Below are 21,435 nucleotides of genomic sequence, written 5' to 3' on the forward strand. Positions count from 1 at the left end.
ATGAACAGCTTGGTAGTGGGGGGTGAAGCGGTGGTGAGCTGACGATTAGGCGACTCTCATGCGGTAGCCGGTGCCGCGGACGGTCTCGATCCGGTCGGCGCCGATCTTGCGGCGCAGGTAGCGGACGTAGACGTCCACCACGTTGGAGCCGGGGTCGAAGTCGAACCCCCACACGTGGCTGAGCAGCTGCTCGCGCGTCAGCACCTGGTCGGGATGGCGGCAGAAGATCTCCGCCAGGGCGAACTCCCTGGTGGACAGGTCCACCGCCCGGTCGCCCACGTAGACCCGCCGCGTCCGCAGATCGAGCGACAGATCGGCCACCCGCAGCACGGTCACCTCGGGCGTGCGGTCGGCGCGCAGCCGCAGCCGCACCCTGGCCAGGAGCTCCTCGAAGGCGAAGGGCTTGGCGATGTAGTCGTCGGCGCCGCCCTCCAGCCCCGCCACCGTGTCGCTCACGCTGTCACGCGCCGTCAAGATGATCACAGGGATGGTCACCATCGACTCCCGCAACCGCCGCAGGACCGTGAACCCGTCGCTCAGCGGCAGCCCGATGTCCAGGATGAGCAGGTCGAACCCGCCCGCGCCTGCCAGGTCGTAGGCCGCCACCCCGTCGCCCACCACCGCGGTCACGAAGCCGTTGGCGCGCAGCCCCTTCTCCACGAACGAGGCGATCCTGGCCTCGTCCTCGGCGATCAGAATCCGGTTCAATTCAGCCTCCACAGCTCCCACAGCGGAAGAGACATGACGAAACAGGCCCCTCCCCCTGGGGCCTCCGTCACCTTCACCGTGCCTCCGTGTGCCTGGGCGATGGACCTGACGATGGCCAGGCCGAGCCCCGCCCCGTCATGGGCCCCGGTGCGCCCGGCGCCGCGGACGAACCGTCCGAAGATCCGCTCCCGTTCGGCCGGCGCGACCCCCGGGCCGCTGTCGCGTACCCACAGCTCGACCCGCCCGTCACGCACGGCGGAGCCGACGGCGATCAGGTCGCCGTCGGCGGTGTGGCGCACCGCGTTCGCCACGAGCTGCATGAGCGCCTGCGTGAGGCGGTGGCGGTCGGCGGGCAGGCGCGCCTCGGCCACGTCGTCGACCCGCCACTGCCGGACGCCCAGCGCGCGGGCCTTGGCGACCACGCTGACCGTGAGATCGGCCAGCTCGACGTTGTCCAGCGCCAGGAACCCCGGCTGCTCCGCCTTGGCGAGGGTGAGGAGGTCGTCGACGATCCGGTTCATCCGGTCGAGCTCGTCTGTGACCAGGGCGAGCGTCTCGGCGCGGTCGTCGGGGTCGTCGCTCATCAGCTCCAGGTGGCCCCGGATGACCGTGATCGGCGTGCGCAGCTCGTGACCGGCGTCGTCCATGAAGTGGCGCTGCACGACGAAGGCCTGTTCGAGCCGGTCGAGCATGTGGTTGAACGTGGAGGCCAGCGCCGCCACGTCGTCGTCGCCCGGCACGTCGAGGCGGCGGGTCAGATCGCTGGAGTCGCTGATCTGCTCCGCCGTCTGCCGGACGAGCCGCACCGGCGCCAGGACCTGCCCCGCCACGAACCACCCGGCCGCTCCCGCCAGCCCCATCGCCGCCAGCGCGGACAGCCCGAGCACGCCCACCGCGTCGACGATGTCGTCGCGGTTGAGGTCGTAGAAGTGCGCCACGACGAAGTGCCCGCGCCGCGAGTCTCCTGACACGCTCACGGGGATCACCGCGTAGTGGACCGTTCCCTTGCTGGTCTCCATCTCGTGGCGTTCGACGCGGGTCGCCGTGGCCATCCGGGCGACCAGCTTCTCGTCGGTGTCGAGGCGCACGGGCGGCGGGATCGCGGTGATCTTGTGCGCCTTGCCGTCGAGGATGCTGAAGAAGGTCTCCCACCGGTCGGGCGCGTTGAGCTGGAGGTATCCGATCAGCAGATCCTCGACGTCGACCAGCGGCTGCCCCGACTTGGGCTCGTACGCCTTCTCCGCGTACAGCCGGAGCTTCTCGACCTCGTTGCCCAGCTCCAGGTCCATCCGGTGGTCGAGGCGGGTGAGCAGGGTGGACCAGGTCACGGAGACGGCGACGGTCAGGGCGATTCCGACGACGACGAGCATCCAGCCCACGATCCGGGCACGGGCGCTCAGCCGCATGCGATCTCTCCATCAGTCGTCGCCGTCATCGTCGCCACCATCATCGTCGTCATCGTCGCCGCCGCCACCTCCGGGCCGGGGAGAGGGCGGCTGGACCGGCTCCGCCTTCGCCTTGCGCGGCGTCGGCCGTTCACTCCTGACCGGCTCCCCGCTCTTGGCCGCGCTCGCCTCCCCTGTCCGCGACGGCTCCGACGCGCCTGCCTCATCCGTCCGCACGGGCCCGGAGGCGCCGTCATCGGTCCGTACGGGCTCGGACGCGCCTTCGTCCCCCCGCACGGCCCTGGACGCGTTGGCGCCGCCCGGCGAGGACGACGGCGAGACCACGACGGGGCCTCCCAGGTCGAGCTCCTCGTCGGCCGCCCGCACCAGCCCCACCGACATGGCCCCGGCCCCCGCCGCCAGAAGGGCCAGGAGAATCACCGTTCCTCGATGTTTCATGGCTCGACCCTGACGGCCTTCGAGGAGACCACGCTGAGGCCCAGATGAGAAGCCTCTCATCTGGTGAGCGGCCAGCACGCAAAGTAGAATCATGTTCTAGGAGTGACGGGCGAGAACGGAGAGCGCACATGCTGGTACGGGACAAGGTCGTCGTCGTCACAGGAGCCGCCAGCGGCATCGGACGCGCTCTCGCCCTCAGATTCGCCGAAGAAGGCGCCACCGGCGTGGTGGTGGCCGACCTCGACGAGGCAGGCGCCGCCGCGGTCGCCAAGGAGATCGGCCCCCGAGCCGTCGCGAAACGCGTGGACGTCGCCTCGGAACCCGAGGTGGCCGCACTCGCCGACACCCCGTTCGGCCCCGTTGACCTGTTCTGCTCCAACGCCGGCATCATCGGCGGCCACGGCCTCGACGCCCCCGCCCAGGAGTGGAGCAGCCTGCTCGCGGTGAACGTCATGGCCCACGTGTACGCCGCCCGCGCCGTCGTCCCCTCCATGGTGGCCAGGGGCGGCGGCTACCTGCTCAACACCTGCTCGGCCGCGGGCCTGATCAGTTGCCCTGGCGACGCCCCGTACGCGGTGTCGAAGGCGGCGGCGGTCGCGTTCGCCGAGTGGGTCGCCATCCACTACGCCCACCAGGGCGTGAAGGTCAGCGTCCTGTGCCCGCAAGGCGTCCAGACGGCGATGCTGGAGCACGGCATCGACACCGACCACCTGACGGCCAAGGCGGTACGCGCGTCCGGCGAGATCCTGGATCCGGCGGACGTGGCGGCAGCGGTCGTCGAGGGGCTGGCCGCCGAGCGTTTCCACATCTTCCCGCACCCCGAGGTCGCCGAGTACGCCCGCCGCAAGGCCGAGGACCCCGACCGCTGGCTGGCCGGCATGTCGCAGTTCGTCGCCTCCCTCCAGCCCTGATCCACCGCCGCGCCAACGCAGTGCGCACGCCAGAGCTGTACCAAGCCATGTCTGCCGATACCGACCGGCGCCAGGCAGTGACCTCTTTTCATCCTCAGGACGCCTGAGCAACGCGGTGGTTCTGGAGGACGGCGATGGCCTTGCAGAGGTGGCCGGCCTTGCTCGGGCTGCAGCGTAGCTTGCGGAGGATCTTCCAGCTCTTCAACTGCGCATTCGCGCGCTCGCCGGGTCCGCGAAGGCGGGCGTGGGCGCGGTTGGCCTGCTTCTGGGAGTTGGGCTTGTTCTTGCCTTTGTATGGGGTGCGGACCGGGCCTTCGGCACCTTGATACGCCTTGTCGGCCAGGGTGATGATGCCCGCCCGTTCGAGCGCGCGCAGGATGCCCCAGATGCGGGCGGCGCTCAGATCGTGGGCCTTGCCCGGCAGCGCGCCGGAGGTCCACAGGATCGTCCCGTCCGGCGAGGCGAGGACCTGCACGTTCATCCCGTGCACGCGGTGCTTGCCGGAGAAGTAGGGCCGGTCAGCGGCGATCCGGTCGATGTGAATCAGCGTGCCGTCCAGCACCAGGTAGTGCAGCCCGTCCCGCTTGGCCTGACGCAGCGCCTGGCCGAGCTTGGGCGAGCGGGCCGACAGCAGCGCAACCGTCTCTTCCACATACCGCCACGCGGTCGCCGTCGACACCCCGAACCCTGCCCCGAGCTCGGTGAACGTCTCGCCCTTGCGCAGGTAGACCAGCACCAGCAACGCCTGCCGGGCGGGGTTGAGCCGCCGCCAGAGCGACCCGATCGCCTTACGGTGGCGCCGGATCATCCCGGCGACGTACTTCAGCGTCTGAGGCGACAAATCGACGGCAGCACGGTAGAACAACACCTGAAGCTCCTGGTTGCGACGGTGTGGATTGTGGTGATCAACCCGTCTACCAGGAGCTTCTTCATGTCACCGGCCGAACACCGGCATCGCGATCACGCTGTGACCAGGGCAGCCGCCGCGGAGCCTGAAAAAGGTTCAGTGTTGCGAAGCAGTTGACATGTCGGCACCAGTAGGGCCTGGATCCGCCGGGTTGCACCATGAGCCGTTACCCAGGGCCGAACAAAGTGGCGACAGACCGGTCCGCCTGCAGCGGCCGCGACGGTCTCGCTGCCGTCGTCGCACTGCTGACCGCTCTTCCCGTCGCGCCGTTCTTCGCCAAGGTGACTTGCGAAGAAGCCGGCAGTCAGCGGGCTCCAGCACCTCAAAGACCACACTAAAACGACTAAGTATTTCCGCGAGTGAACCGAGTACGGAGACCGCGATATGGCCTGGATGAGACTCGGCCGCCATATGACGATCTCACTCATCATGGCATAGTTGTCGGCGGAACGAGGGAGGAATCGATCCCTTACAGCCGATGGATGAAGCGGGGTTCTCTTCGTGGATCGACTCGTGATTCCGCATCAGCTGTTCGACGCTCTAGCAGGCGGCCAAGGAGGGTTGTCGGCTGGCCGTTTCCTATCGGCCGCGGCCCGCGATCGTCATTTAGTACTCATCAAGGTAGTCGCGGACATGGCCGGGTCTGCGGAGGTCAGGAGATCGTTCGAGGAACTGGCGCGAATGCACGAGACAGCACCCGAACATGTCGACGCCCTTCTACGGTATCCCGCCGTTGGCGGTTGGGCATTGGCGACGATGGGAGCTTTACGCCAAGGGGAAGGCACTCCGGAAACCACGCAGATGGCCGTCCTGGCCGCCACAGCCGCGATACGGGCAGGGCTTCCTTTCGAAACCCGCTTGTCCCAGCAGGCAAGAACCGTCGTGTTTCCCTCTCTCGGCGCCGCGGAAATCGGCTCGAAAGCCTGTCTGATACGCATCACATCGTCCAACGGCGCGGTCATCTCCCGCCGATCACGCATCGAAATTCCCGCCGACTCCACGTGCGACGCCGATGGGTGGCTGGGACTTCGTCGCATCGTGGCCGAGCATCCGCACGGCGTTCTTCACCTGACGTTGGACGATCTCGATCCATATCGCTTCCCAGCCGGGCCCCAATTGGCCACACGGCTGACCGACGCCGAAGTCCTGCAGTGGCGAAGGTTGTTGCAGGACGCGTGGACGATATTGCGCGACGGCCACATCTCGACGGCTGACGAGATCATGTCCATGATCTCAGCCATAACCCCCATGTCGCGCGCCGGCTGGGCGGCGAGCGGCACTTCACGCACGACCTTCGGGTGCGTCGCGCTGGCTCGTCCCTCATGTGCCCGGACTCTGGCCGCGGCCCTGGCTCACGAAATCCAGCACGCCAAGCTCACCGTACTTCTCTACCTAGTGGATCTGATCGAGCCGGATCCCGAGGCGCGGTACTACGCGCCGTGGCGCCACGACCCTCGCCCCCTGTCCGGTCTTCTTCACGGAACCTACGCCCATCTCGGTGTCGCCGACTTTTGGCGGCGACAGCGCCTTGTCGATGACAGCGTCGTGGCACATGCCGAGTTCGCCCGGTGGCGCGACGCCGCAGCGAAGACCGCGCATGTGATCTGCGAAAGCGCGGCCCTCACGCCGATCGGGCGCCGATTCATGGACGGCATGTTGCAGAGGCTGCATGCATTCGCCGAAGAGGAGGTGCCTATCGCCGCCGTCGAACTCGCGCGGGCCGCCGCCGCGCGGCATCAACATGACTTCGACACCACGAACCCACGATGGCCGCACGGAAGCGAACGCCCTTAGATCGGGGGCGCGTCGAAGTCGAAGTCCAGTCGTTCGCCATTGCCCACCGCGACAACTGTCGGATGCCCCTCACCCAGCCGTTGCTGGAGACGGGTCAGCACATCGCCCCTCAGGGAGACGGCCTTCTCCGTCCTGCCTAGCTTGGACATGTCGAGCGCGAGGTTGGCCATGCATCCCAGCGTCATGGGGTGATCAGCTCCGAGCAGCTGCCGCAGGTCCGCCAGAGCCTCCTCACCGAGGACGACAGCCTTGTCCCATTGCCCGAGCGATGCCAAGTCACTGACGTAGCCGAGCAAGGCGGTCAGAGTGTAGTGATGACCGGGACCCAGCAACTCCGTCAGCCGAGAGACGACGAATTCATGCAGCTCACATGACTTCCCATGATCGCCTGACAGCCTGATCAACAGTGCCAGGTTGTGGCGGCAGCCATGCGTGTAGGGATGATCCGAGCCGTACACCTGGGCATAGGCCAAAGTGATGAGCTCGGCGGCGGATACGGCGTCAGGAATGCGTCTTGCCTCACGGTAGGCGTTGACCAAGGCCATGTCGGCGGCGAGCTTGTCGGGGTGCTGATCTCCCATGAGACGCCGATAGCGCTGAACGAGATCCTCGGAGTAGTGCAGGACCTCGCTGCTGCCCCCTTCGGCCTTGCGCATGGCGATGGCCAGGTCGCTGGCGGCCCTCAGCGTGGTCGGGTGATCGGCACCGAGCGTCGCCACACCGACCGCGTAGACATCCTCTCCGAGCTCGCGTGCCTCGGCATAGTCACCGCGCAATCTGATGACCCGGACCAGGTTGTTCATGACAATCTGAGCCGTGGGATGGTTAGGAGAGCCGTAGAGATCGCGTAGTGCGCTGTAGACGCGCTTGAGCAGTCGCTCGGCCTCTTCATACCTGCTGGTGAGCGTGAGGTCGAGTGCCAGACTGGTCCGCATCCGGAGGGTGCGTTCGTCCTCGTCGCCGAAGGCGGCTCGATGCCGCTCCGCTGCCGACGAACTAAGTGCGAACGAATCGGCGAACAGCCCCAGGGCCCGCAGGTCCGTGCAGTGGTTGTTCGTCAGGCGCAGCGTCTCCTCGTCCTCGGCGCCAAGCGAGCGCTCGGCCTCAGCGAGGGCTTGCGAGCCCACTTCGAACGCCTCCTTGTAGCGGCCCACGAACCGCAGCGAAATGCTGAGGTGCCGCTGCATGGTGCACAGCTCACGCGAGGTGGATCCAGGATTGGCCTTCCAAGCGGCCACGCACTCTCTTGCGAGGGCGAGAGCACCGGGCGCGTTACCGGACTGGTACAGGTAACGAACCACATTGTGCATCAGCGGCCGGACGGTGGGGTCGGACGACTGCGCCATCTGCGCCGGCCCGAGATGCGGCATCAGTCGTGCGAACGTCGGCCAAGTGGCGGTGTCGTCCGGCTGGAGCGGCACTGCTGCGGCCAGGAGCCGCTGCACGTTGTGGCGGAATCGCTCCCGTTCGCTCTCGCTGACATCCTCCCGCAGCAGGGCCTGAACCAAGCGATGGACGAGGATCGTCTGATTTTCCCTGTCGATCTGGACGAGTGCGTAGCGACCGAGCGCCTGAACCGCTCTGCTGAACTGGAGAGGATCGTCGAGGATGTCGGACAAGGGTGAATCGACCGTGCCCCGGCCTGTGCTGAGTACGTCCCGGGGGATGGGGTCGGCACCGAAGAAGGCCAGCAGGTGCAGCAACTCGACCGCGTCGGGCTGCTCCTCGCGCAAGGTCGAAACCGACAGGGCCCATGTGGCCGTCAACGGCACGTCATATTCCATCGGCCGGCCCTCGGCCAAAAGCTTGCCGGTCTGATCGCGAAGAAGCGTGAGGTATTCCCGCACCGGCATGCCCGTCTCGGATTGCAGGGCGCCGGCCTGGTCCAGGGCCAGCGGCAAGTCACCAAGCGCCTCTGCCAGAGCGTCGGCCTCGCTGCCTCCGATGCCCGGGACACGCCGGTCGAGGAACTGACGGCTCTCCTCACGGGAGAACACGTCCACGGTCAGTGTGTCGACGACGCCGTCCCATGCGAAGTTGCGCGAAGTGATCAGGACGCCGCCCGGTCCATCAGGGACGTACTCCATGATCGACTCCGGGTCGTGCGCGTTGTCGAAGATGAGAAGCCACTGGTCGTACGGCTCCCCCTTGCGCAACGCCTCGATCACACTCTCCGCAGCTTCGGCCACACCGATCTCGTTGGCCTTGGGCAGCCCGAGATGAGGCGCGAGCCTAGCGATAGAAGAGGGGACGAGCATCGGCTGATCGGATGGAATCCACCAAACGACGTCATAGTCCGTTTTGTGTCGATGTGCAAATTCAGCAGCGATCTGCGTCTTTCCTACCCCACCGAGTCCATGGAGCGCAGTTGGCAGCACCGCGGTCACGCCGCCGCTAACGCCGAGCAGAAGCCGCTCCAGAAGCTGCTCTCGCCCAGTGAAGTCTTTGTTGCGCGGGGGGATTCGTCCCCAGACGTGAGGTTTGCGCCGTATCTCGGTCATGTCTGCTCCAAAAAACTCAGCACACAGTCATCCTAAACATGGAAGCCAACGTTTTTGAGCAAGGGAGACAGTAGCCACGACGGCACCTGTCGATGATGATTGTCGGGGCACAGGAAGGGGGCAGAGGCCACGATGGCGCACTCTCAGCGCGACGTCGAGACCGAAATCATCGATTTGAGCAATTCACTCTTGTCCGAAATTGAGGCGATGGGGCCACTTTGTCTGGATCGGATTGTCACCCGTATCCTGGCGGCCGATGCTGACCCGGCAGAGCCGCTCTTCGGCGGCGATCCCCCCGGTGAGCCTGCCCGCTCGGATGAGTCACCATGACGTACGCGGATGCGCTCCGTACATCTCAGGCCGCTTCGCCGACAAGGCGGGGCGGGCGCCGGACGATGAAGTTCCTCTATCGTTGCTACGGTGTCCCTCATCGCCAAGGTATCGGCTATGGCCGTGAATAATATGACGGCCAGTAGCGCTATTTGCCCGTTTCCCGGCATGCGCCCTTATCGACAGTCTGAAGAACTGCTGTTCGAAGGCCGGGATCAGGAATCCACTCGCACTTCCGAGCTATGGCGTACGAGGACGTTGACGGTGCTGCACGGTGCGCCGGGGACGGGGAAGTCTTCCCTGCTGCACAGCGGGGTCATGCCTCGCATGCAGAGACTCGGCGCGCATGTCCTTCCGGTGGGCAGAGTGGCGGGTGGGCCGCCATTTCCGGAAGCCTCAGTACCGTCACAGAATCCACTGGCTCGCACGTTGCTCAGGAGCTGGGCACCGGAAAGGCCGCTGCCACCCTTGGGCATCGGCCAATTCCTGCGACAGATTCAACACAGGTCAAAGCCCGTCTTCGCCTGCATTGACCACATCGAAGACATGTACCTCGGCGACCGGGGCGACGAGCGGCGCGAACTCCTTCACGCCTTGGCCAGCGCCCAGCACATCCATCTGCTGCTGTGCGTTCGCGATGATCGCCTCAACGCTCTTCGGGCCGAGATCGAGCAATTGATACCGGACATCGCCCTGTTCGAGCTGACCGGCCTGTCTCCGCACGCAGCTGTAGAAGCCATCCGGGATCCTGTGCGGGACACCACTGACCGCAACGTCTCACCCAACGTGGCGGAGGCACTGGTAGAAGACCTGACCACGGTAAGGATTGTTGACCAGGCCGGCAGAGTGCGTTCGGAGCGGCGCTTGTCGACTGTGCACCCATGGCACCTGCAAGCAGTCTGTGCCCATATGTGGCAGGCATGGCCGAAGCATGAGAGGTCACTCACCGAGACACAGCACGTGGCGGCGAACGATGCTCTGCAAGAGGCGTTGCGGTCCGCCATTCAAGAAGTGGCAACGGGTTTCGGCTACGACCCCATCCGCTTGTGCTCTTGGTTGACCACCACCTTCGTCTCGCCTTTCGGGGCGGCGCAGATGCTGACCGAGGGCTTGGCAGAGACGGCAGGCATGCCCAATTCGCTGATGAGAGCGCTGGTGAACCGGTCGGTCCTGCAAGTGCGAGTCACAGATGGGGCACGTGTCTACACGGTGGGCAGCGATCGGCTGCTGGAACCTCTCGGACAGCTCGGACAACGAGCGGGCGCCATCGTTCCCACGAACATGTTGCCGACCGACCGCTTGTATGCCGCCGTTGACGCTCTCGTGGATGGTGATCAAGTCAGAGCCGAGAGGCACGTACGGCAAGCCGCCGCTGCGACTCAGGACATGCGGACCCAGATCGGTGCGCACACCATACTCGGCAATATTTTCTACGCCCGCGGGGACCTGAGTAAGGCCCAGGACGCCTACCAGCGGGTGCTCGTCCTGTTGGAGACACAGCAGGACAAGGCCGCGGTCGGAGTCATGCTCGCGGCCATCGGCCGGATCTCTCTCGCCCGCGGAGATGTCGCTGCCGCGCAGGGCCAATTGCGAGCAGCAGCGGCTCGCCTGCCGGTGGACACATCCATCAAGATCGAGCTTGCCAGAGCACTGGCACAGGCGGGGCAGCACATGGCGGCACTCAGCATTTTGCGCACTGTCATGACAGTGGCCGAGGACGATGAGGCGCGAATTCTGTACAACCGCATCATGGGCGAGGTGAGCGATCGCTCCTCTTGAAGCGCCGAACCATACGCTGACCCCGTGTGACAAGCTCAGAAAATGCGGCGGATCAGGCCGCTGTCCGGTTCACGCTGCCAACCGGACGGCAGGCAAGTGGTGACCGTCGCAATCGCTCCGGTGAGATCCAACCCCACAAGTTTGGCCTTGGTCAGATCAACACCGTGCATAAGTGCTCCCGCGAGTCGGGCACCAGAAAGATTGGCGTTGTCCAGCCGGCAATCACTCAAATCTGTCCCGGCCAAGCACGCGGCGCTGATCACCGCGTCTGTCAGAACGGCTGCGGCGAACACCGCACGATCAGCGCGGACACCGGACAGCACTGCCTTGTTCAACGTGGTTGCGCCCAGCCTGCTGTCCTCCAGGATCGCTCCGGTGAAATCGGCTCCAGTCAAATGAGCACCGACCAGGCTGGCCTCCGTGACATCTGCCCCGGTGAATCTTGCTCGCTCCGCCTTCGTGCCACTCAGGTCGGCCTCCCGCAGGCACGCATCGCTCAGATCAGCGTCCGTGATCTCCGCCTTCACCAGACCGGCGGCAGACAGATCGGCCTCCCGAAGAACGGCCTGGGTGAGCTTAGCTCCGCCCATGCGCGCTGCGCACAATGTTGTCCTGCTCAGGTCGGCATTGGCCAGCGTGGCCTCGTTCAAGTCGGCCCTGCTCAGGTCCGCTCCGGCGAGACTGGCTCCGGTGAGGTCGGCTCGGACCAGGTTCGCATCGATCAGGTCCAATCCGTTCAGATGAGCGCCACGCAGATTCAGACGTCCTCGGTCAGACTCCGGGATTCTGCGCACCAGCGTCGTCACGGCTGCCTGTAGATCCTGTGGTACTTCCTCCGACCGCGTCTTCGAGACTCGTCGCACGAAGGCCGTCAGCGCCTCCATGACTGCCGGGTGATCACGAGGAGAGTCGTGCGCTATTCGTTCCAGCGAGTGAATGCCGCCGAGCCGGATATCAGACGCCTCACTGCCCAACTGGTCGATCGCTCTCATGAACCGGTCGGTCATCTGTGCGCTCTCATTCTGCGTAAGTGACCGCCGGGTGGTTTCCACCTGCTCGTGCACCTGCAGCGTGGCCAGTTCCAGAGTGCGCCTGTTCAGCTCGCTCTGCTGCCTGGCCAGTGTGAAGTTTCGAGCTGTATAAACGAAACCGCCAATGCCCAGAATCCCCAGGATCACCTGAACGATTCGCCCGCGCGCGGCATCCCGCGCGATCCGTAACTCCTTGGGCTGTTCGGCCTTGGCGACATTCTGTACGTCGTGTGAAGCGATCATGTCGGTCAGCGGCCCGAACAAGAGGATCGACGCTGCGGCTACTGCCGCGCAGCAGACCAGCACCATCACCCCCAGCCGCATCTTTCTCCCCATACTGGAACGGACAGCAACATTTGCTTTGTTCTCCACGAGAGGCACCATAAAGGCTTCCTGTCGCCAAGGGCGAAAACCTGTACATATCAGTCTGACTCTGCGGATTATTCCGCGGACAGGACCAGCCGCCCCAGCCGAGAAGGGCGCGGACTTTCCAAGGAGCCGGTGCAATCCGCATCCGCCGGACAAGGGCAAACAGTGGTACTGAAGCGACCGCTGAGCCGTTTGAGGCTGTCCATCACGGTTAAGTTACGACAGGTGAACCTGTGGGAGTACATCGAGGATCGATGGGACCTCATCGCCTTCGAGACCGTGCAACACGCCAGCATGGTCGCCCAGTGCGTGCTGGTCGCGGCCCTCCTCGGCGTGTTCATCGGCGTGGCCACCTACCGCCGGCCCAGGCCGTCGGCCCTGGCCACGGCGGTCGCGGGAGTGCTCTTCACGATCCCGTCGCTGGCCATGCTCGGCCTGCTGATCCCCCCGCTGGGCCTGGGCGTCGCGCCGAGCGTGACGGCGATCGTCCTGTACGCGCTGCTGCCGATCATCCGCAACACCGTGGTCGGCCTGCGCGGTGTGGACCCGATGCTGGTCGACGCCGCCCGCGGCATCGGCATGAGCCGCCGCAGGTCGCTCGCCAGGGTGGAGCTCCCGCTGGCCTGGCCGGTGATCCTGACGGGCATCAGGGTCGCCACGCAGCTCGCGATGGGCATCGCCGCCGTGGCCGCCTACGTCTCCGGCCCCGGTCTCGGCGAGCAGATCTTCTCGGGCCTGGCCAGGCTGGGCGGCGCGAACGCGGTCAACGCCGCGCTGACCGGCACCATCGGGGTCGCGATCCTCGCGCTCCTCTTCGACGGCTGCTTCGTCCTGCTCGGCAGGCTCACCACGCCGGGGACGGGGGCGGCCCGTGGCTGACCGGGCCGGCGGCGGCGTGCCGATCGAGCGGGCGTCGTCCGTGACAGGGCAGGCCAGCGGCGGCGTGCCGATCGAACTGCGGAAGGTCACCAAGGCGTTCCCCGGCGGCGGCGAGCCGGCCGTACGGGAGCTGGACCTGAACATCCCGGCAGGCGAGATCGTGGTCCTGCTCGGCCCGTCCGGCTGCGGCAAGACCACCACGATGCGCATGATCAACCGCCTGATCGAGCCCACCTCGGGCGACATCCTCATCGGTGGCGAGAACTCCCGCGACATCGACCCCGACCGCCTGCGCAGGCACATCGGTTACGTCATCCAGCAGGCCGGCCTGTTCCCGCACATGACGGTGGCGGCCAACATCGCCCAGGTGCCGAAGATGCTCGGCTGGGACCGCGCGCGCATCGCCGAGCGGGTGGACGAGCTGCTCACGCTGGTGGGCCTGGAGCCTGGAACGTTCCGCGACAACTACCCGCGCCGCCTGTCCGGCGGCCAGCAGCAGCGCGTCGGCGTGGCCAGGGCGCTGGCCGCCGACCCGCCCGTCCTGCTGATGGACGAGCCGTTCGGCGCCCTCGACCCGATCAGCCGCGAGCGCATCCAGGACGAGCTGCTGCGCCTTCAGGAGGAGCTGGCCAAGACGATCGTCTTCGTCACCCACGACGTGGACGAGGCGCTCAAGCTCGGCGACCACATCGCGATCATGCAGCGTCCCGGGCACGTCGTGCAGTACGCCAGACCGGCCGAGATCCTCACGAACCCGGCCAGCGACTACGTCGAGCAGTTCCTCGGCGGCGGCTCCTCGATGCGGCTGCTGCGCCTGACCCAGGTGGGCGACATCGAGCTGGACCAGGTGCCGTACGCGACGGAGGACATGGACGCGCGCGACCTGCTGCGCGAGGTCGAGGTCGACGGGCGCGGCTACGCGCTGATCCTCGACGGCATGCGCCGCCCGCTGAAGTGGGTGGCGCAGACCGACCTGGAGGGCCGCCACGGCCCTGTCGGCACGGCCGGCGACCCGATCACCGGCTCGATCGGCCACCGCAAGACCTTGCAGGACGCCCTGGAGACGCTGCTCAACGCCGACACCGACTTCCTGCCTGTGCTGGGCAGGCGCCGGGCGTACGCGGGGGCGCTGTCGCTGGCCACCGTGCAGAACGCGATCCAGGCCATCAAGGCCCGCGAGCGGGAGCGCCGCCTGCGCAGGGGCGAGCCCTCGTGACGGTCGAGAGCGCGGCGGCCAAGGAGGAGACCACCCCGGAGCCGCGGATCGGCCGGTCGTGGCACGTGATCCTGCCCCCGCTGTGTTACCTGGCCGTCGCGGCGGCGATGGTCGTCTACACGCAGGTCGTGCCGCTCGACAGCATCGAGCAGGGCTCGCTGAACCTGCCGTTCCTGCTCAGGCGCACGTGGGAGCACATCCAGCTGGTGTTCTTCTCGACCGTGCTGGTGCTGCTGGTGGCGCTGCCGCTGGGCGTGCTGCTCACCCGGCGGGCGCTGCGCCGCGCCACGCCGATCGTGTTGTCGCTGGTGAACCTGGGGCAGGCCACCCCGGCGGTGGGCATGGTGGTGCTGCTGGCGGTGCTGTTCAGCATCGGGTTCTGGACGGCGGTGGTCGCGTTGTTCGCCTACAGCCTGCTGCCCACGCTGCGCAACACGATGGTCGGCATCGAGCAGGTGGACCCGCGGCTGGTGGACGCGGGCCGGGGCATCGGCATGTCGGCCGCGGGGGTGCTGTTCAAGGTGGAGCTGCCGATGGCGGTGCCGGTGATCCTTTCGGGGGTGCGTACCACGCTGGTGCTGAACGTGGGCACGGCGGGCATCGCGGCGTTCATCGGCGCGGGCGGGCTCGGCGACCTGATCACCACGGGGGTGAGCACGCAGCGCAACCTGGTCCTGATCACGGGGTGCGTGCTGATCGCGGTGCTGGCGCTGCTCATCGACTGGCTGGGCGGGCTCGCACAGCGCTACCTGTCGCCGAAGGGGCTGTCGTGAGGACGCTCGCGGCGGTGCTGCTCGTCGCGAGCGCGGTCGCGGCGTGCGGGCTGCGGCCCGCGTCGTCGTTCGTGCCGCCGGTCGAGCCGGGCAGCATCCGCCCGGTGCCCGGCCTCGACGGCGCGCGGATCCGGGTGACGTCGAAGGAGTTCACGGAGCAGCTCGTGCTCGGCAAGATCGCGGTGCTGGCCCTCACCGCCGCCGGCGCGGACGTGACCGACCAGACCAACGTGCAGGGCAGCGTGAACGCCCGCGCCTCGCTGACCAGGGGCGACGCCGACCTGATGTGGGAGTACACCGGCACGGCCTGGATCACCTACCTGGGCCAGACCGACCCGATCCCGGACGCGCAGGGGCAGTACGTGGCCGTCCGCGACCTGGACCTGCGCAGGAACGGCATCGTCTGGCTGCCGCCCGCCCCGCTGAACAACAGCTACTCGCTCGCCGTCACCCGCGCCACGGCCGAGAAGTACGGCCTGACGAAGATCTCCGACGTGACGAAGATCCCGGTGGCGCAGCGCACGTTCTGCGTCGACCACGAGGCCTTCGGCAGGGACGACGGCTTCCTCGGCATGCTGCGGGGCTACGGCCTGACCTACGGCGCGGACGTCCCGAGGGGGAACGTCCGCAGGGTGGCGGTCGGCATCCTGTACAACGCGATCGCCAGCGGCCAGTGCGCGCTGGCTTTGACCAGCACGACCGACGGCCGGATCAAGGCGCTCGGCCTGGTCCTGCTGGACGACGACAGGCACTTCTTCCCGCAGTACAACGCGGCGGTGACCATGCGCCGCCCGGTCGCCGACGCGCACCCGGAGATCGCCCGCATCTTCGCGCCGATCAGCGCCAAGCTGACCAACCAGGTGATGCAGGACCTCAACGCCCAGGTGGACGTGGACGGCGACGTGCCCGTGCTGGTGGCCCGCGACTGGCTCAGGTCACAGGGTTTCGTACGGTAGCAGGCGTTAGCCATACCCGAACAGGGGCAGGCCGCTGGACATGGCGCAGACACCACCACCCCAGAACCAGCCCTACCCCGGCCGTACCGGCGAGATGGCGCCGGAGCCGCGCGACGAGATGCGCGACTACGTCGGCCGCGACCTGCTCAGCGGCAAGAAGGCGCTGATCACGGGCGGTGATTCCGGCATCGGGCGGGCGGTCGCGGTGGCGTTCGCCAAGGAGGGCGCGGACGTCGCGATCGCGTACCTGACGGAGCACGAGGACGCCGCGCACACCCGCAAGCTGGTCGAGGAGGCCGGCCGGCGCTGCGTGCTGCTGCCGGGCGACCTGGCCGACCGCGCCCACTGCTCCGCCGTCGTCGAGCAGGCGGTGTCCGAGCTGGGCGGCCTGGACGTGCTGGTGAACAACGTGGCCTACCAGGCGCCGGTGAGCGGCCTGGAGGAGCTGGACGACGAGCAGTGGGAGCACACGTTCGCCGTCAACATCCACAGCTACTACCGCATCACGAAGGCCGCGCTCCCGCATCTGCGCGAGGGCGCGGCCGTCGTGAACACCTCGTCGATCAACGGCCTGCGCGGCAACAAGTCGCTCATCGACTACGCCGCCACCAAGGGCGCGATCAACGCCTTCACCTACTCCATGGCGCAGAACCTGGTGGAGCGCGGTATCAGGGTCAACGCCGTCGCCCCAGGGCCGGTGTGGACGCCGCTGATCCCGGCCACCATGCCGCAGGAGAAGGTGGAGAGCTTCGGCAAGCAGGTGCCGATGGGGCGGGCGGCCGATCCGGACGAGATCGCCCCTTCGTACGTGTTCTTCGCCTCGAACCGGCTGTCGTCGTACTACACGGGCGAGGTCCTGGCCCCGATCGGCGGCGAGACGCTGCCGGGTTAGGCCCGGCCCGCGTCCTTGATGGACACGATCGAGGCGGTCTGGAACTTCTTGTGCCCCTTGCCGTTGCCGCCGACGGTGGCCGTGTACGTCTTGTAGGTCCAGCTCAGGCTGTACTTGATGGTGATCTTGTGCTTGGTCCTGCAGCGGTTGTGCCAGTACACGGTCACCGAGGTGTTCCCGTCGCCCCAGGACCAGGCGAAGCACCCGGCCACCCCCCGGTGGACGTCCGCGGAGGCCGGGGTGGCGGCGAGCCCTGCGGCGACGACGGACGCCGCGGCGACGGCCGCCACACGAGTACTGATCGACACGAGAGTTCCTCTCTTCCGGTGGTCGTGGGAAGCCCGGCGCCCCTGCCGCGCCGGGCTCACTGTCACGTTGCCACCGTGAGAGCGGGAAACCACGTCGTCTTTATCCAGACCTGCGGTTCTGGACATTGGACAATGCGTCACTCCACGTAGAGCGTGCCCCCGAGCCGCCGGAACTCGGCCGCCTTCTCCGCGTACCCGGCGTCCCTGATCTCGTGGCTGATCCGCATCGAGCAGAACTTCGGGCCGCACATCGAGCAGAAGTGCGCGGTCTTGGCGGGCGCGGCCGGCAGCGTCTCGTCGTGGAACGAGCGGGCCGTCCCGGGGTCGAGCGACAGGTCGAACTGGTCCTCCCAGCGGAACTCGAAGCGCGCGTCCGACAGCGCGTCGTCCCACGCCTGCGCCTGCGGATGCCCCTTGGCCAGGTCGGCGGCGTGCGCGGCGATCTTGTACGTGATCACGCCGGTCTTCACGTCGTCCCTGTCGGGCAGGCCGAGGTGCTCCTTGGGAGTGACGTAGCAGAGCATCGCCGTGCCGAACCAGCCGATCATGGCGGCCCCGATGCCCGAGGTGATGTGGTCGTAGCCGGGCGCGATGTCCGTCACGAGCGGGCCGAGCGTGTAGAACGGGGCGTCGTCGCAGAGCTCGCGCTGCAGGTCCACGTTCTCCTTGATCTTGTGCATCGGGACGTGTCCCGGCCCTTCGATCATCACCTGGACGTCGTGCTGCCTGGCGACCCCCGTCAGCTCGCCCAGCGTGCGCAACTCGGCGAACTGGGCCTCGTCGTTGGCGTCCGCGATCGAGCCGGGGCGCAGGCCGTCGCCGAGCGAGTACGACACGTCGTACCGGGCCAGGATCTCGCACATCTCGGCGAAGTTCTCGTACAGGAAGCTCTCGCGGTGGTGCGCCAGGCACCAGGCGGCCATGATCGAGCCGCCGCGCGAGACGATCCCCGTCTTGCGGCCGGCGGTGAGCGGCACGTGCGCCAGCCGCACCCCCGCGTGCACCGTCACGTAGTCGACGCCCTGCTCGCACTGCTCGATCAGCGTGTCGCGGTAGACCTCCCACGACAGCAGCTCCGGCCGGCCCTTGACCTTCTCCAGCGCCTGGTAGATGGGCACAGTGCCGACCGGGACCGGTGAGTTGCGCAGGATCCACTCGCGGGTCTCGTGGATGTCGGCGCCGGTGGACAGATCCATGATCGTGTCGGCGCCCCAGCGGGTCGCCCAGGTCATCTTCTCGACCTCCTCCTCGATCGAGGAGGAGACGGCGGAGTTGCCGATGTTGGCGTTTATCTTGACCAGGAACTCACGGCCGATGATCATCGGCTCGGTCTCGGGGTGGTTGACGTTCGCGGGGATGATGGCCCGGCCCGCCGCGACCTCCTGCCGTACGAACTCGGGGGTGACGCCCTCGCGCACCGCCACGAACTCCATCTCCCTGGTCACCAGCCCGCGCCGGGCGCACCCGACCTGCGTCACCGGCTGCCCTTGCTCCGCGCGCTCGCGGATCCACCGCTCGCGCAGGTGCGGCAGCCCGCGCCGCAGGTCAGGCTCGTAGGCGGGGTCGGTGTACGGGCCCGAGGTGTCGTACAGCGTCACCGACGAGCCGTTGGACAGGTGCACCTGGCGCATCGGCACCCGCAGCTCACCGCTGTAGATCTTGGAAAAGCGCGCGCTCGTCATCGCGCAAACTCCCTTCGCCGGCATTATCCGGAGCAGGTTCTGGCGGTCGGCGGCTGTCAGCCGTCCTCTCAGCCCGGTCTCCACCGGGCTCCCGCGTTGGTCGGCGGTGATCGTACCCACGCGCCGCCCCGCCCGAAACCCGCGTAGGGAGGTTTGGCGATCGCCGTGAGCGGTACGGTCCCCATCAGGGGAAACATGAAGAGATTCGCCGCTGTCGCAGGACTACTCGTCGTGATGGCCGCGTCCGGCGCCACCGCCGCCGCCGGGGACGGCATGACTCAGCACGAAGTCAGCCAGGAACAGTACGACACTCTGATCGCCCAGTGCCGCTACGCCGACACGGGGAAGGCGAAGTGCCGCGCGGCCGTCAAGCGCATGTACCGCATCGGCCGGACCGACCCGGCGCTCGACTGCCGCACGTACTCCGGCGTGACCGTCTGCGGCACGCTCCGGCTCAGCAAGTCCGAGCGCAGGTGCGCGCGCGACTCCGAGGCGCAGGGGCTGCCGTTCCGCCGCGCCGAGGTGGAGTGTTACGCACTGTCATGATCATCGTAGGGGTGGACGGCTCCCGTACCGGGCTGGAGGCCGCCGGCTGGGCCGCCGCCGAGGCCGAGCTGCGGCAGGAGCCGCTGACCGTGGCGCACGCCGTGCCGAAGTGGGTGTGCGAGGGCGCCGTCCGCTACGCCGAGGTGGCCCAGTGGATGCGCGACGGCGCCGAGACCGTGCTCAACGCCGCCTGCGAACGCGCGCGACGCGTGTGGCCGAAGGTGTCCATGGAAGGCGTGCTGCTCCCCGGCGACCCGCGCTCCGCGCTGGTCAAGGCCTCGGAGGGGGCCGAACTGCTGGTCGTCGGCAGCCGCGGGATCGGCGGGGTGCGGGGGCTGCTGGTCGGCTCCGTCGCGTACGGGGTCGCGGCGCACGCGCGTACGGACGTCGTCCTCATCCACGAGCCGCCCGCCTCCCCGCGCGGCGAGATCGTGGCAGGGACGGACGGCTCGCCCGGCGCCGCCGACGCGCTCGAGTTCGCCTTCACCGAGGCCGAGCTGCGCGGCGCCCGGCTGCGGGCCGTGCGGGCCTGGGCCTGGCCGCACCCCGGCGGCTTCGAGCCCGCCTCCCGCGAGAGCGAACAGGACACCCTGCGCACCCTGAAGGAGTCGCTGACCGGGCACCGGGAGCGGCATCCCACCGTGCACGTGGTGGCCGAGGTCGTGCACGGGCATCCCGTCGAGGTGCTCAAGGAGGCCGCCCAGCGCGCCGACCTGCTCGTCGTGGGCTCGCGCGGGCACGGCCAGCTCGCGGGCATGCTCATCGGCTCCATCAGCCAGGCCCTCCTGCACCACGCCCCCTGCCCGCTGGCGGTGGTCCGCGGCGCCTGAAACTTACATCCGTACTCCCAGGTCAGAGCCTCGCCATGATCGTCGAGCTTTCCGGCTCCGAGCAGCCCCTCCTACGATCTGCGCAGGCCTACGACGGGAGAGCACACGATGCGCAGCAAGATCGGCTCCGTGCTGGCCGCGCTGGTGGCGCTGGCCGCTGCGGTGTTATTCGCCACCACGGCCACGGCCAGCGCCGCCCCGATCAGGATCATGCCCCTGGGCGACTCGATCACCGGATCCCCCGGCTGCTGGCGGGCCCTGCTATGGAACCGCCTCCAGAGCGCCGGCCAGACCAACATCGACTTCGTCGGCACCCTCCCGCCGCAGGGCTGCGGGGTGGCTCACGACGGCGACAACGAGGGACACGGCGGCTACCTCGCCACCAACATCGCCAACCAGAACCTGCTGCCCGGCTGGCTCTCCGCCACCCAGCCCGACATCGTGATCATGCACCTCGGCACCAACGACGTGTGGAGCAACATCGCGCCGACGACGATCCTCAGCGCGTTCACCACGCTGGTCAACCAGATGCGGGCCAGTAACCCGTCCATGAAGATCCTCGTCGCCAAGATCATCCCGATGAATCCGTCGAGCTGCGCCGAGTGCGCCCAGCGCACCGTGAACTTCAACAACGCCATCCCCGCCTGGGCCACCGCCACCTCCACCGCGCAGTCGCCCGTCACCGTCGTGGACCAGTGGACCGGCTTCAGCACCGGCACCGACACCTATGACGGCGTGCACCCTAACGCCGCCGGTGACCAGAAGATGTCCGACAAGTGGTACCCGCCGCTCGTCGATGCTCTGGCCGGCGGTGGCACCGCCACGCCCACCGTCACCCCTACCGTCACGCCGCCTCCTGGGGGGTGCACGGCTACGTACAAGACGACCGGGCAGTGGCAGGGCGGGTTCCAGGGGGAGGTCACCGTCAAGAACACCGGTACCGCGTCGCGGTCCGCTTGGGCGGTGGCGTGGACGTTCGCCAACGGGCAGCAGATCACTCAGCTGTGGGGTGGGACGTTGAGTGCGAGCGGGGCGTCCGTGACGGTGCGTAACGCGTCGTGGAACGGCGCGCTCGCGCCTGGGGCGTCTGCCACGTTCGGCTTCCTGGGGTCCTGGAACGGCGCCAACAGCGCTCCGACGCCTAGTTGCTCGTGAGGTATGTGGCCCCGGCGCTCGCGG

At 67.6% G+C, this 21,435-nt stretch carries 20 protein-coding genes and 1 riboswitch; of the genes, 12 read left to right on the plus strand and 8 right to left on the minus strand.

Annotated features, from left to right (window positions below; all coding sequences use genetic code 11):
* Positions 1 to 45: 45 nt before the first annotated feature.
* Genes FXF51_RS46255 through FXF51_RS46265 form a run of 3 tightly spaced genes read right to left on the minus strand, consistent with a single transcriptional unit; the run spans position 46 to position 2,552 of the window.
* The gene (locus tag FXF51_RS46255; RefSeq protein WP_148441178.1) at positions 46 to 708 is read right to left on the minus strand and encodes a response regulator transcription factor; all 663 of its coding nucleotides are present in this window, start codon (positions 706 to 708) and stop codon (positions 46 to 48) included.
* A complete protein-coding gene (locus FXF51_RS46260; RefSeq protein ID WP_222871776.1) occupies positions 705 to 2,114 on the minus strand; it encodes a sensor histidine kinase in 1,410 nt (469 codons plus the stop codon). The genes FXF51_RS46255 and FXF51_RS46260 overlap by 4 nt, the downstream gene beginning before the upstream one ends.
* A 12-nt stretch (positions 2,115 to 2,126) precedes the next feature.
* On the minus strand, positions 2,127 to 2,552 hold the full coding sequence (locus FXF51_RS46265) for a hypothetical protein (protein WP_148441179.1): 426 nt from the start codon (positions 2,550 to 2,552) through the stop codon (positions 2,127 to 2,129).
* A gap of 128 nt (positions 2,553 to 2,680) precedes the next feature.
* Between FXF51_RS46265 and FXF51_RS46270 the strand changes: the two genes are divergently transcribed.
* On the plus strand, positions 2,681 to 3,463 hold the full coding sequence (locus FXF51_RS46270; RefSeq protein ID WP_148441180.1) for an SDR family oxidoreductase: 783 nt from the start codon (positions 2,681 to 2,683) through the stop codon (positions 3,461 to 3,463).
* 94 nt (positions 3,464 to 3,557) lie between these two features.
* On the opposite strand, the gene FXF51_RS46275 is transcribed toward FXF51_RS46270, so the two are convergent.
* Positions 3,558 to 4,331, minus strand: a complete 774-nt coding sequence (locus FXF51_RS46275) for a transposase family protein (RefSeq protein WP_148441181.1) — start codon at positions 4,329 to 4,331, stop codon at positions 3,558 to 3,560.
* A 540-nt stretch (positions 4,332 to 4,871) separates the two neighbouring features.
* On the opposite strand from FXF51_RS46275, the gene FXF51_RS46280 reads away from it, so the two are divergent.
* Complete coding sequence (locus FXF51_RS46280) at positions 4,872 to 6,164, plus strand: HEXXH motif domain-containing protein (RefSeq protein ID WP_148441182.1); 1,293 nt, start codon at positions 4,872 to 4,874, stop codon at positions 6,162 to 6,164.
* Here FXF51_RS46280 and fxsT read toward each other — a convergent pair.
* Complete coding sequence (gene fxsT / locus FXF51_RS46285) at positions 6,161 to 8,665, minus strand: FxSxx-COOH system tetratricopeptide repeat protein (protein ID WP_148441183.1); 2,505 nt, start codon at positions 8,663 to 8,665, stop codon at positions 6,161 to 6,163. The genes FXF51_RS46280 and fxsT overlap by 4 nt on opposite strands.
* A 132-nt stretch (positions 8,666 to 8,797) precedes the next feature.
* On the opposite strand from fxsT, the gene FXF51_RS46290 reads away from it, so the two are divergent.
* Positions 8,798 to 8,995 (plus strand): hypothetical protein, encoded by a 198-nt coding sequence (locus tag FXF51_RS46290; protein ID WP_148441184.1) that lies wholly within the window; start codon positions 8,798 to 8,800, stop codon positions 8,993 to 8,995.
* A 90-nt stretch (positions 8,996 to 9,085) separates the two neighbouring features.
* Entirely contained in the window at positions 9,086 to 10,774 is a 1,689-nt protein-coding gene (locus FXF51_RS46295; RefSeq protein ID WP_148441185.1) for a hypothetical protein, read from the plus strand.
* A 35-nt stretch (positions 10,775 to 10,809) separates the two neighbouring features.
* Here FXF51_RS46295 and FXF51_RS46300 read toward each other — a convergent pair whose 3' ends face one another.
* Positions 10,810 to 12,177, minus strand: a complete 1,368-nt coding sequence (locus FXF51_RS46300; RefSeq protein WP_187414947.1) for a pentapeptide repeat-containing protein — start codon at positions 12,175 to 12,177, stop codon at positions 10,810 to 10,812.
* Positions 12,178 to 12,399: 222 nt separating this feature from the next.
* Between FXF51_RS46300 and FXF51_RS46305 the strand changes: the two genes are divergently transcribed.
* The 5 genes from FXF51_RS46305 to FXF51_RS46325 are packed head-to-tail and all read left to right on the plus strand — an operon-like array spanning position 12,400 to position 16,890.
* On the plus strand, positions 12,400 to 13,053 hold the full coding sequence (locus FXF51_RS46305) for an ABC transporter permease (RefSeq protein WP_148441187.1): 654 nt from the start codon (positions 12,400 to 12,402) through the stop codon (positions 13,051 to 13,053).
* Complete coding sequence (locus FXF51_RS46310) at positions 13,046 to 14,269, plus strand: ABC transporter ATP-binding protein (protein ID WP_262380281.1); 1,224 nt, start codon at positions 13,046 to 13,048, stop codon at positions 14,267 to 14,269. The genes FXF51_RS46305 and FXF51_RS46310 overlap by 8 nt, the downstream gene beginning before the upstream one ends.
* The gene (locus tag FXF51_RS46315; protein ID WP_262380282.1) at positions 14,266 to 15,042 is read left to right on the plus strand and encodes an ABC transporter permease; all 777 of its coding nucleotides are present in this window, start codon (positions 14,266 to 14,268) and stop codon (positions 15,040 to 15,042) included. Before FXF51_RS46310 ends, FXF51_RS46315 begins: the two co-directional genes overlap by 4 nt.
* Positions 15,039 to 15,998 carry a glycine betaine ABC transporter substrate-binding protein gene (locus FXF51_RS46320; RefSeq protein ID WP_222871777.1) on the plus strand — a complete coding sequence of 320 codons (960 nt, stop codon included), beginning with the start codon at positions 15,039 to 15,041 and terminating at the stop codon, positions 15,996 to 15,998. The genes FXF51_RS46315 and FXF51_RS46320 overlap by 4 nt, the downstream gene beginning before the upstream one ends.
* A 40-nt stretch (positions 15,999 to 16,038) precedes the next feature.
* Positions 16,039 to 16,890, plus strand: coding sequence for an SDR family oxidoreductase (locus FXF51_RS46325; protein WP_148441188.1), 852 nt, complete (start codon positions 16,039 to 16,041; stop codon positions 16,888 to 16,890).
* Here the strand turns inward: FXF51_RS46325 and FXF51_RS46330 are convergent.
* Complete coding sequence (locus tag FXF51_RS46330; protein WP_148441189.1) at positions 16,887 to 17,198, minus strand: hypothetical protein; 312 nt, start codon at positions 17,196 to 17,198, stop codon at positions 16,887 to 16,889. The two genes, FXF51_RS46325 and FXF51_RS46330, sit on opposite strands and share 4 nt — an antisense overlap.
* Before the next feature lie 137 nt (positions 17,199 to 17,335).
* Positions 17,336 to 18,880 (minus strand): phosphomethylpyrimidine synthase ThiC, encoded by a 1,545-nt coding sequence (thiC, locus tag FXF51_RS46335; RefSeq protein WP_262380283.1) that lies wholly within the window; start codon positions 18,878 to 18,880, stop codon positions 17,336 to 17,338.
* Positions 18,873 to 18,985: riboswitch (TPP riboswitch) on the minus strand. Its footprint overlaps the gene before it by 8 nt.
* A gap of 90 nt (positions 18,986 to 19,075) precedes the next feature.
* On the opposite strand from thiC, the gene FXF51_RS46340 reads away from it, so the two are divergent.
* The 3 genes from FXF51_RS46340 (at position 19,076) to FXF51_RS46350 (ending at position 21,411) form a co-directional block, all read left to right on the plus strand.
* On the plus strand, positions 19,076 to 19,426 hold the full coding sequence (locus FXF51_RS46340) for a hypothetical protein (protein WP_148441191.1): 351 nt from the start codon (positions 19,076 to 19,078) through the stop codon (positions 19,424 to 19,426).
* A complete protein-coding gene (locus FXF51_RS46345; protein WP_187414948.1) occupies positions 19,423 to 20,256 on the plus strand; it encodes a universal stress protein in 834 nt (277 codons plus the stop codon). The genes FXF51_RS46340 and FXF51_RS46345 overlap by 4 nt, the downstream gene beginning before the upstream one ends.
* Positions 20,257 to 20,364: 108 nt before the next feature.
* Positions 20,365 to 21,411 (plus strand): cellulose binding domain-containing protein, encoded by a 1,047-nt coding sequence (locus FXF51_RS46350; protein WP_148441192.1) that lies wholly within the window; start codon positions 20,365 to 20,367, stop codon positions 21,409 to 21,411.
* Positions 21,412 to 21,435 lie beyond the last annotated feature (24 nt).

The sequence above is a fragment of the Nonomuraea sp. PA05 genome (assembly GCF_008086045.1).
GTDB lineage: Bacteria > Actinomycetota > Actinomycetes > Streptosporangiales > Streptosporangiaceae > Nonomuraea > Nonomuraea monospora.

Coding starts and splice junctions, on each gene's coding strand:
- FXF51_RS46260 (WP_222871776.1), bottom strand. CDS start 2,114: ATGCGGCTGAGCGCCCGTGCCCGGATCGTGGGCTGGATGCTCGTCGTC.
- FXF51_RS46265 (WP_148441179.1), bottom strand. CDS start 2,552: ATGAAACATCGAGGAACGGTGATTCTCCTGGCCCTTCTGGCGGCGGGG.
- FXF51_RS46270 (WP_148441180.1), top strand. CDS start 2,681: ATGCTGGTACGGGACAAGGTCGTCGTCGTCACAGGAGCCGCCAGCGGC.
- fxsT (WP_148441183.1), bottom strand. CDS start 8,665: ATGACCGAGATACGGCGCAAACCTCACGTCTGGGGACGAATCCCCCCG.
- FXF51_RS46290 (WP_148441184.1), top strand. CDS start 8,798: ATGGCGCACTCTCAGCGCGACGTCGAGACCGAAATCATCGATTTGAGC.
- FXF51_RS46325 (WP_148441188.1), top strand. CDS start 16,039: ATGGCGCAGACACCACCACCCCAGAACCAGCCCTACCCCGGCCGTACC.
- thiC (WP_262380283.1), bottom strand. CDS start 18,880: ATGACGAGCGCGCGCTTTTCCAAGATCTACAGCGGTGAGCTGCGGGTG.
- FXF51_RS46340 (WP_148441191.1), top strand. CDS start 19,076: ATGAAGAGATTCGCCGCTGTCGCAGGACTACTCGTCGTGATGGCCGCG.
- FXF51_RS46345 (WP_187414948.1), top strand. CDS start 19,423: ATGATCATCGTAGGGGTGGACGGCTCCCGTACCGGGCTGGAGGCCGCC.
- FXF51_RS46350 (WP_148441192.1), top strand. CDS start 20,365: ATGCGCAGCAAGATCGGCTCCGTGCTGGCCGCGCTGGTGGCGCTGGCC.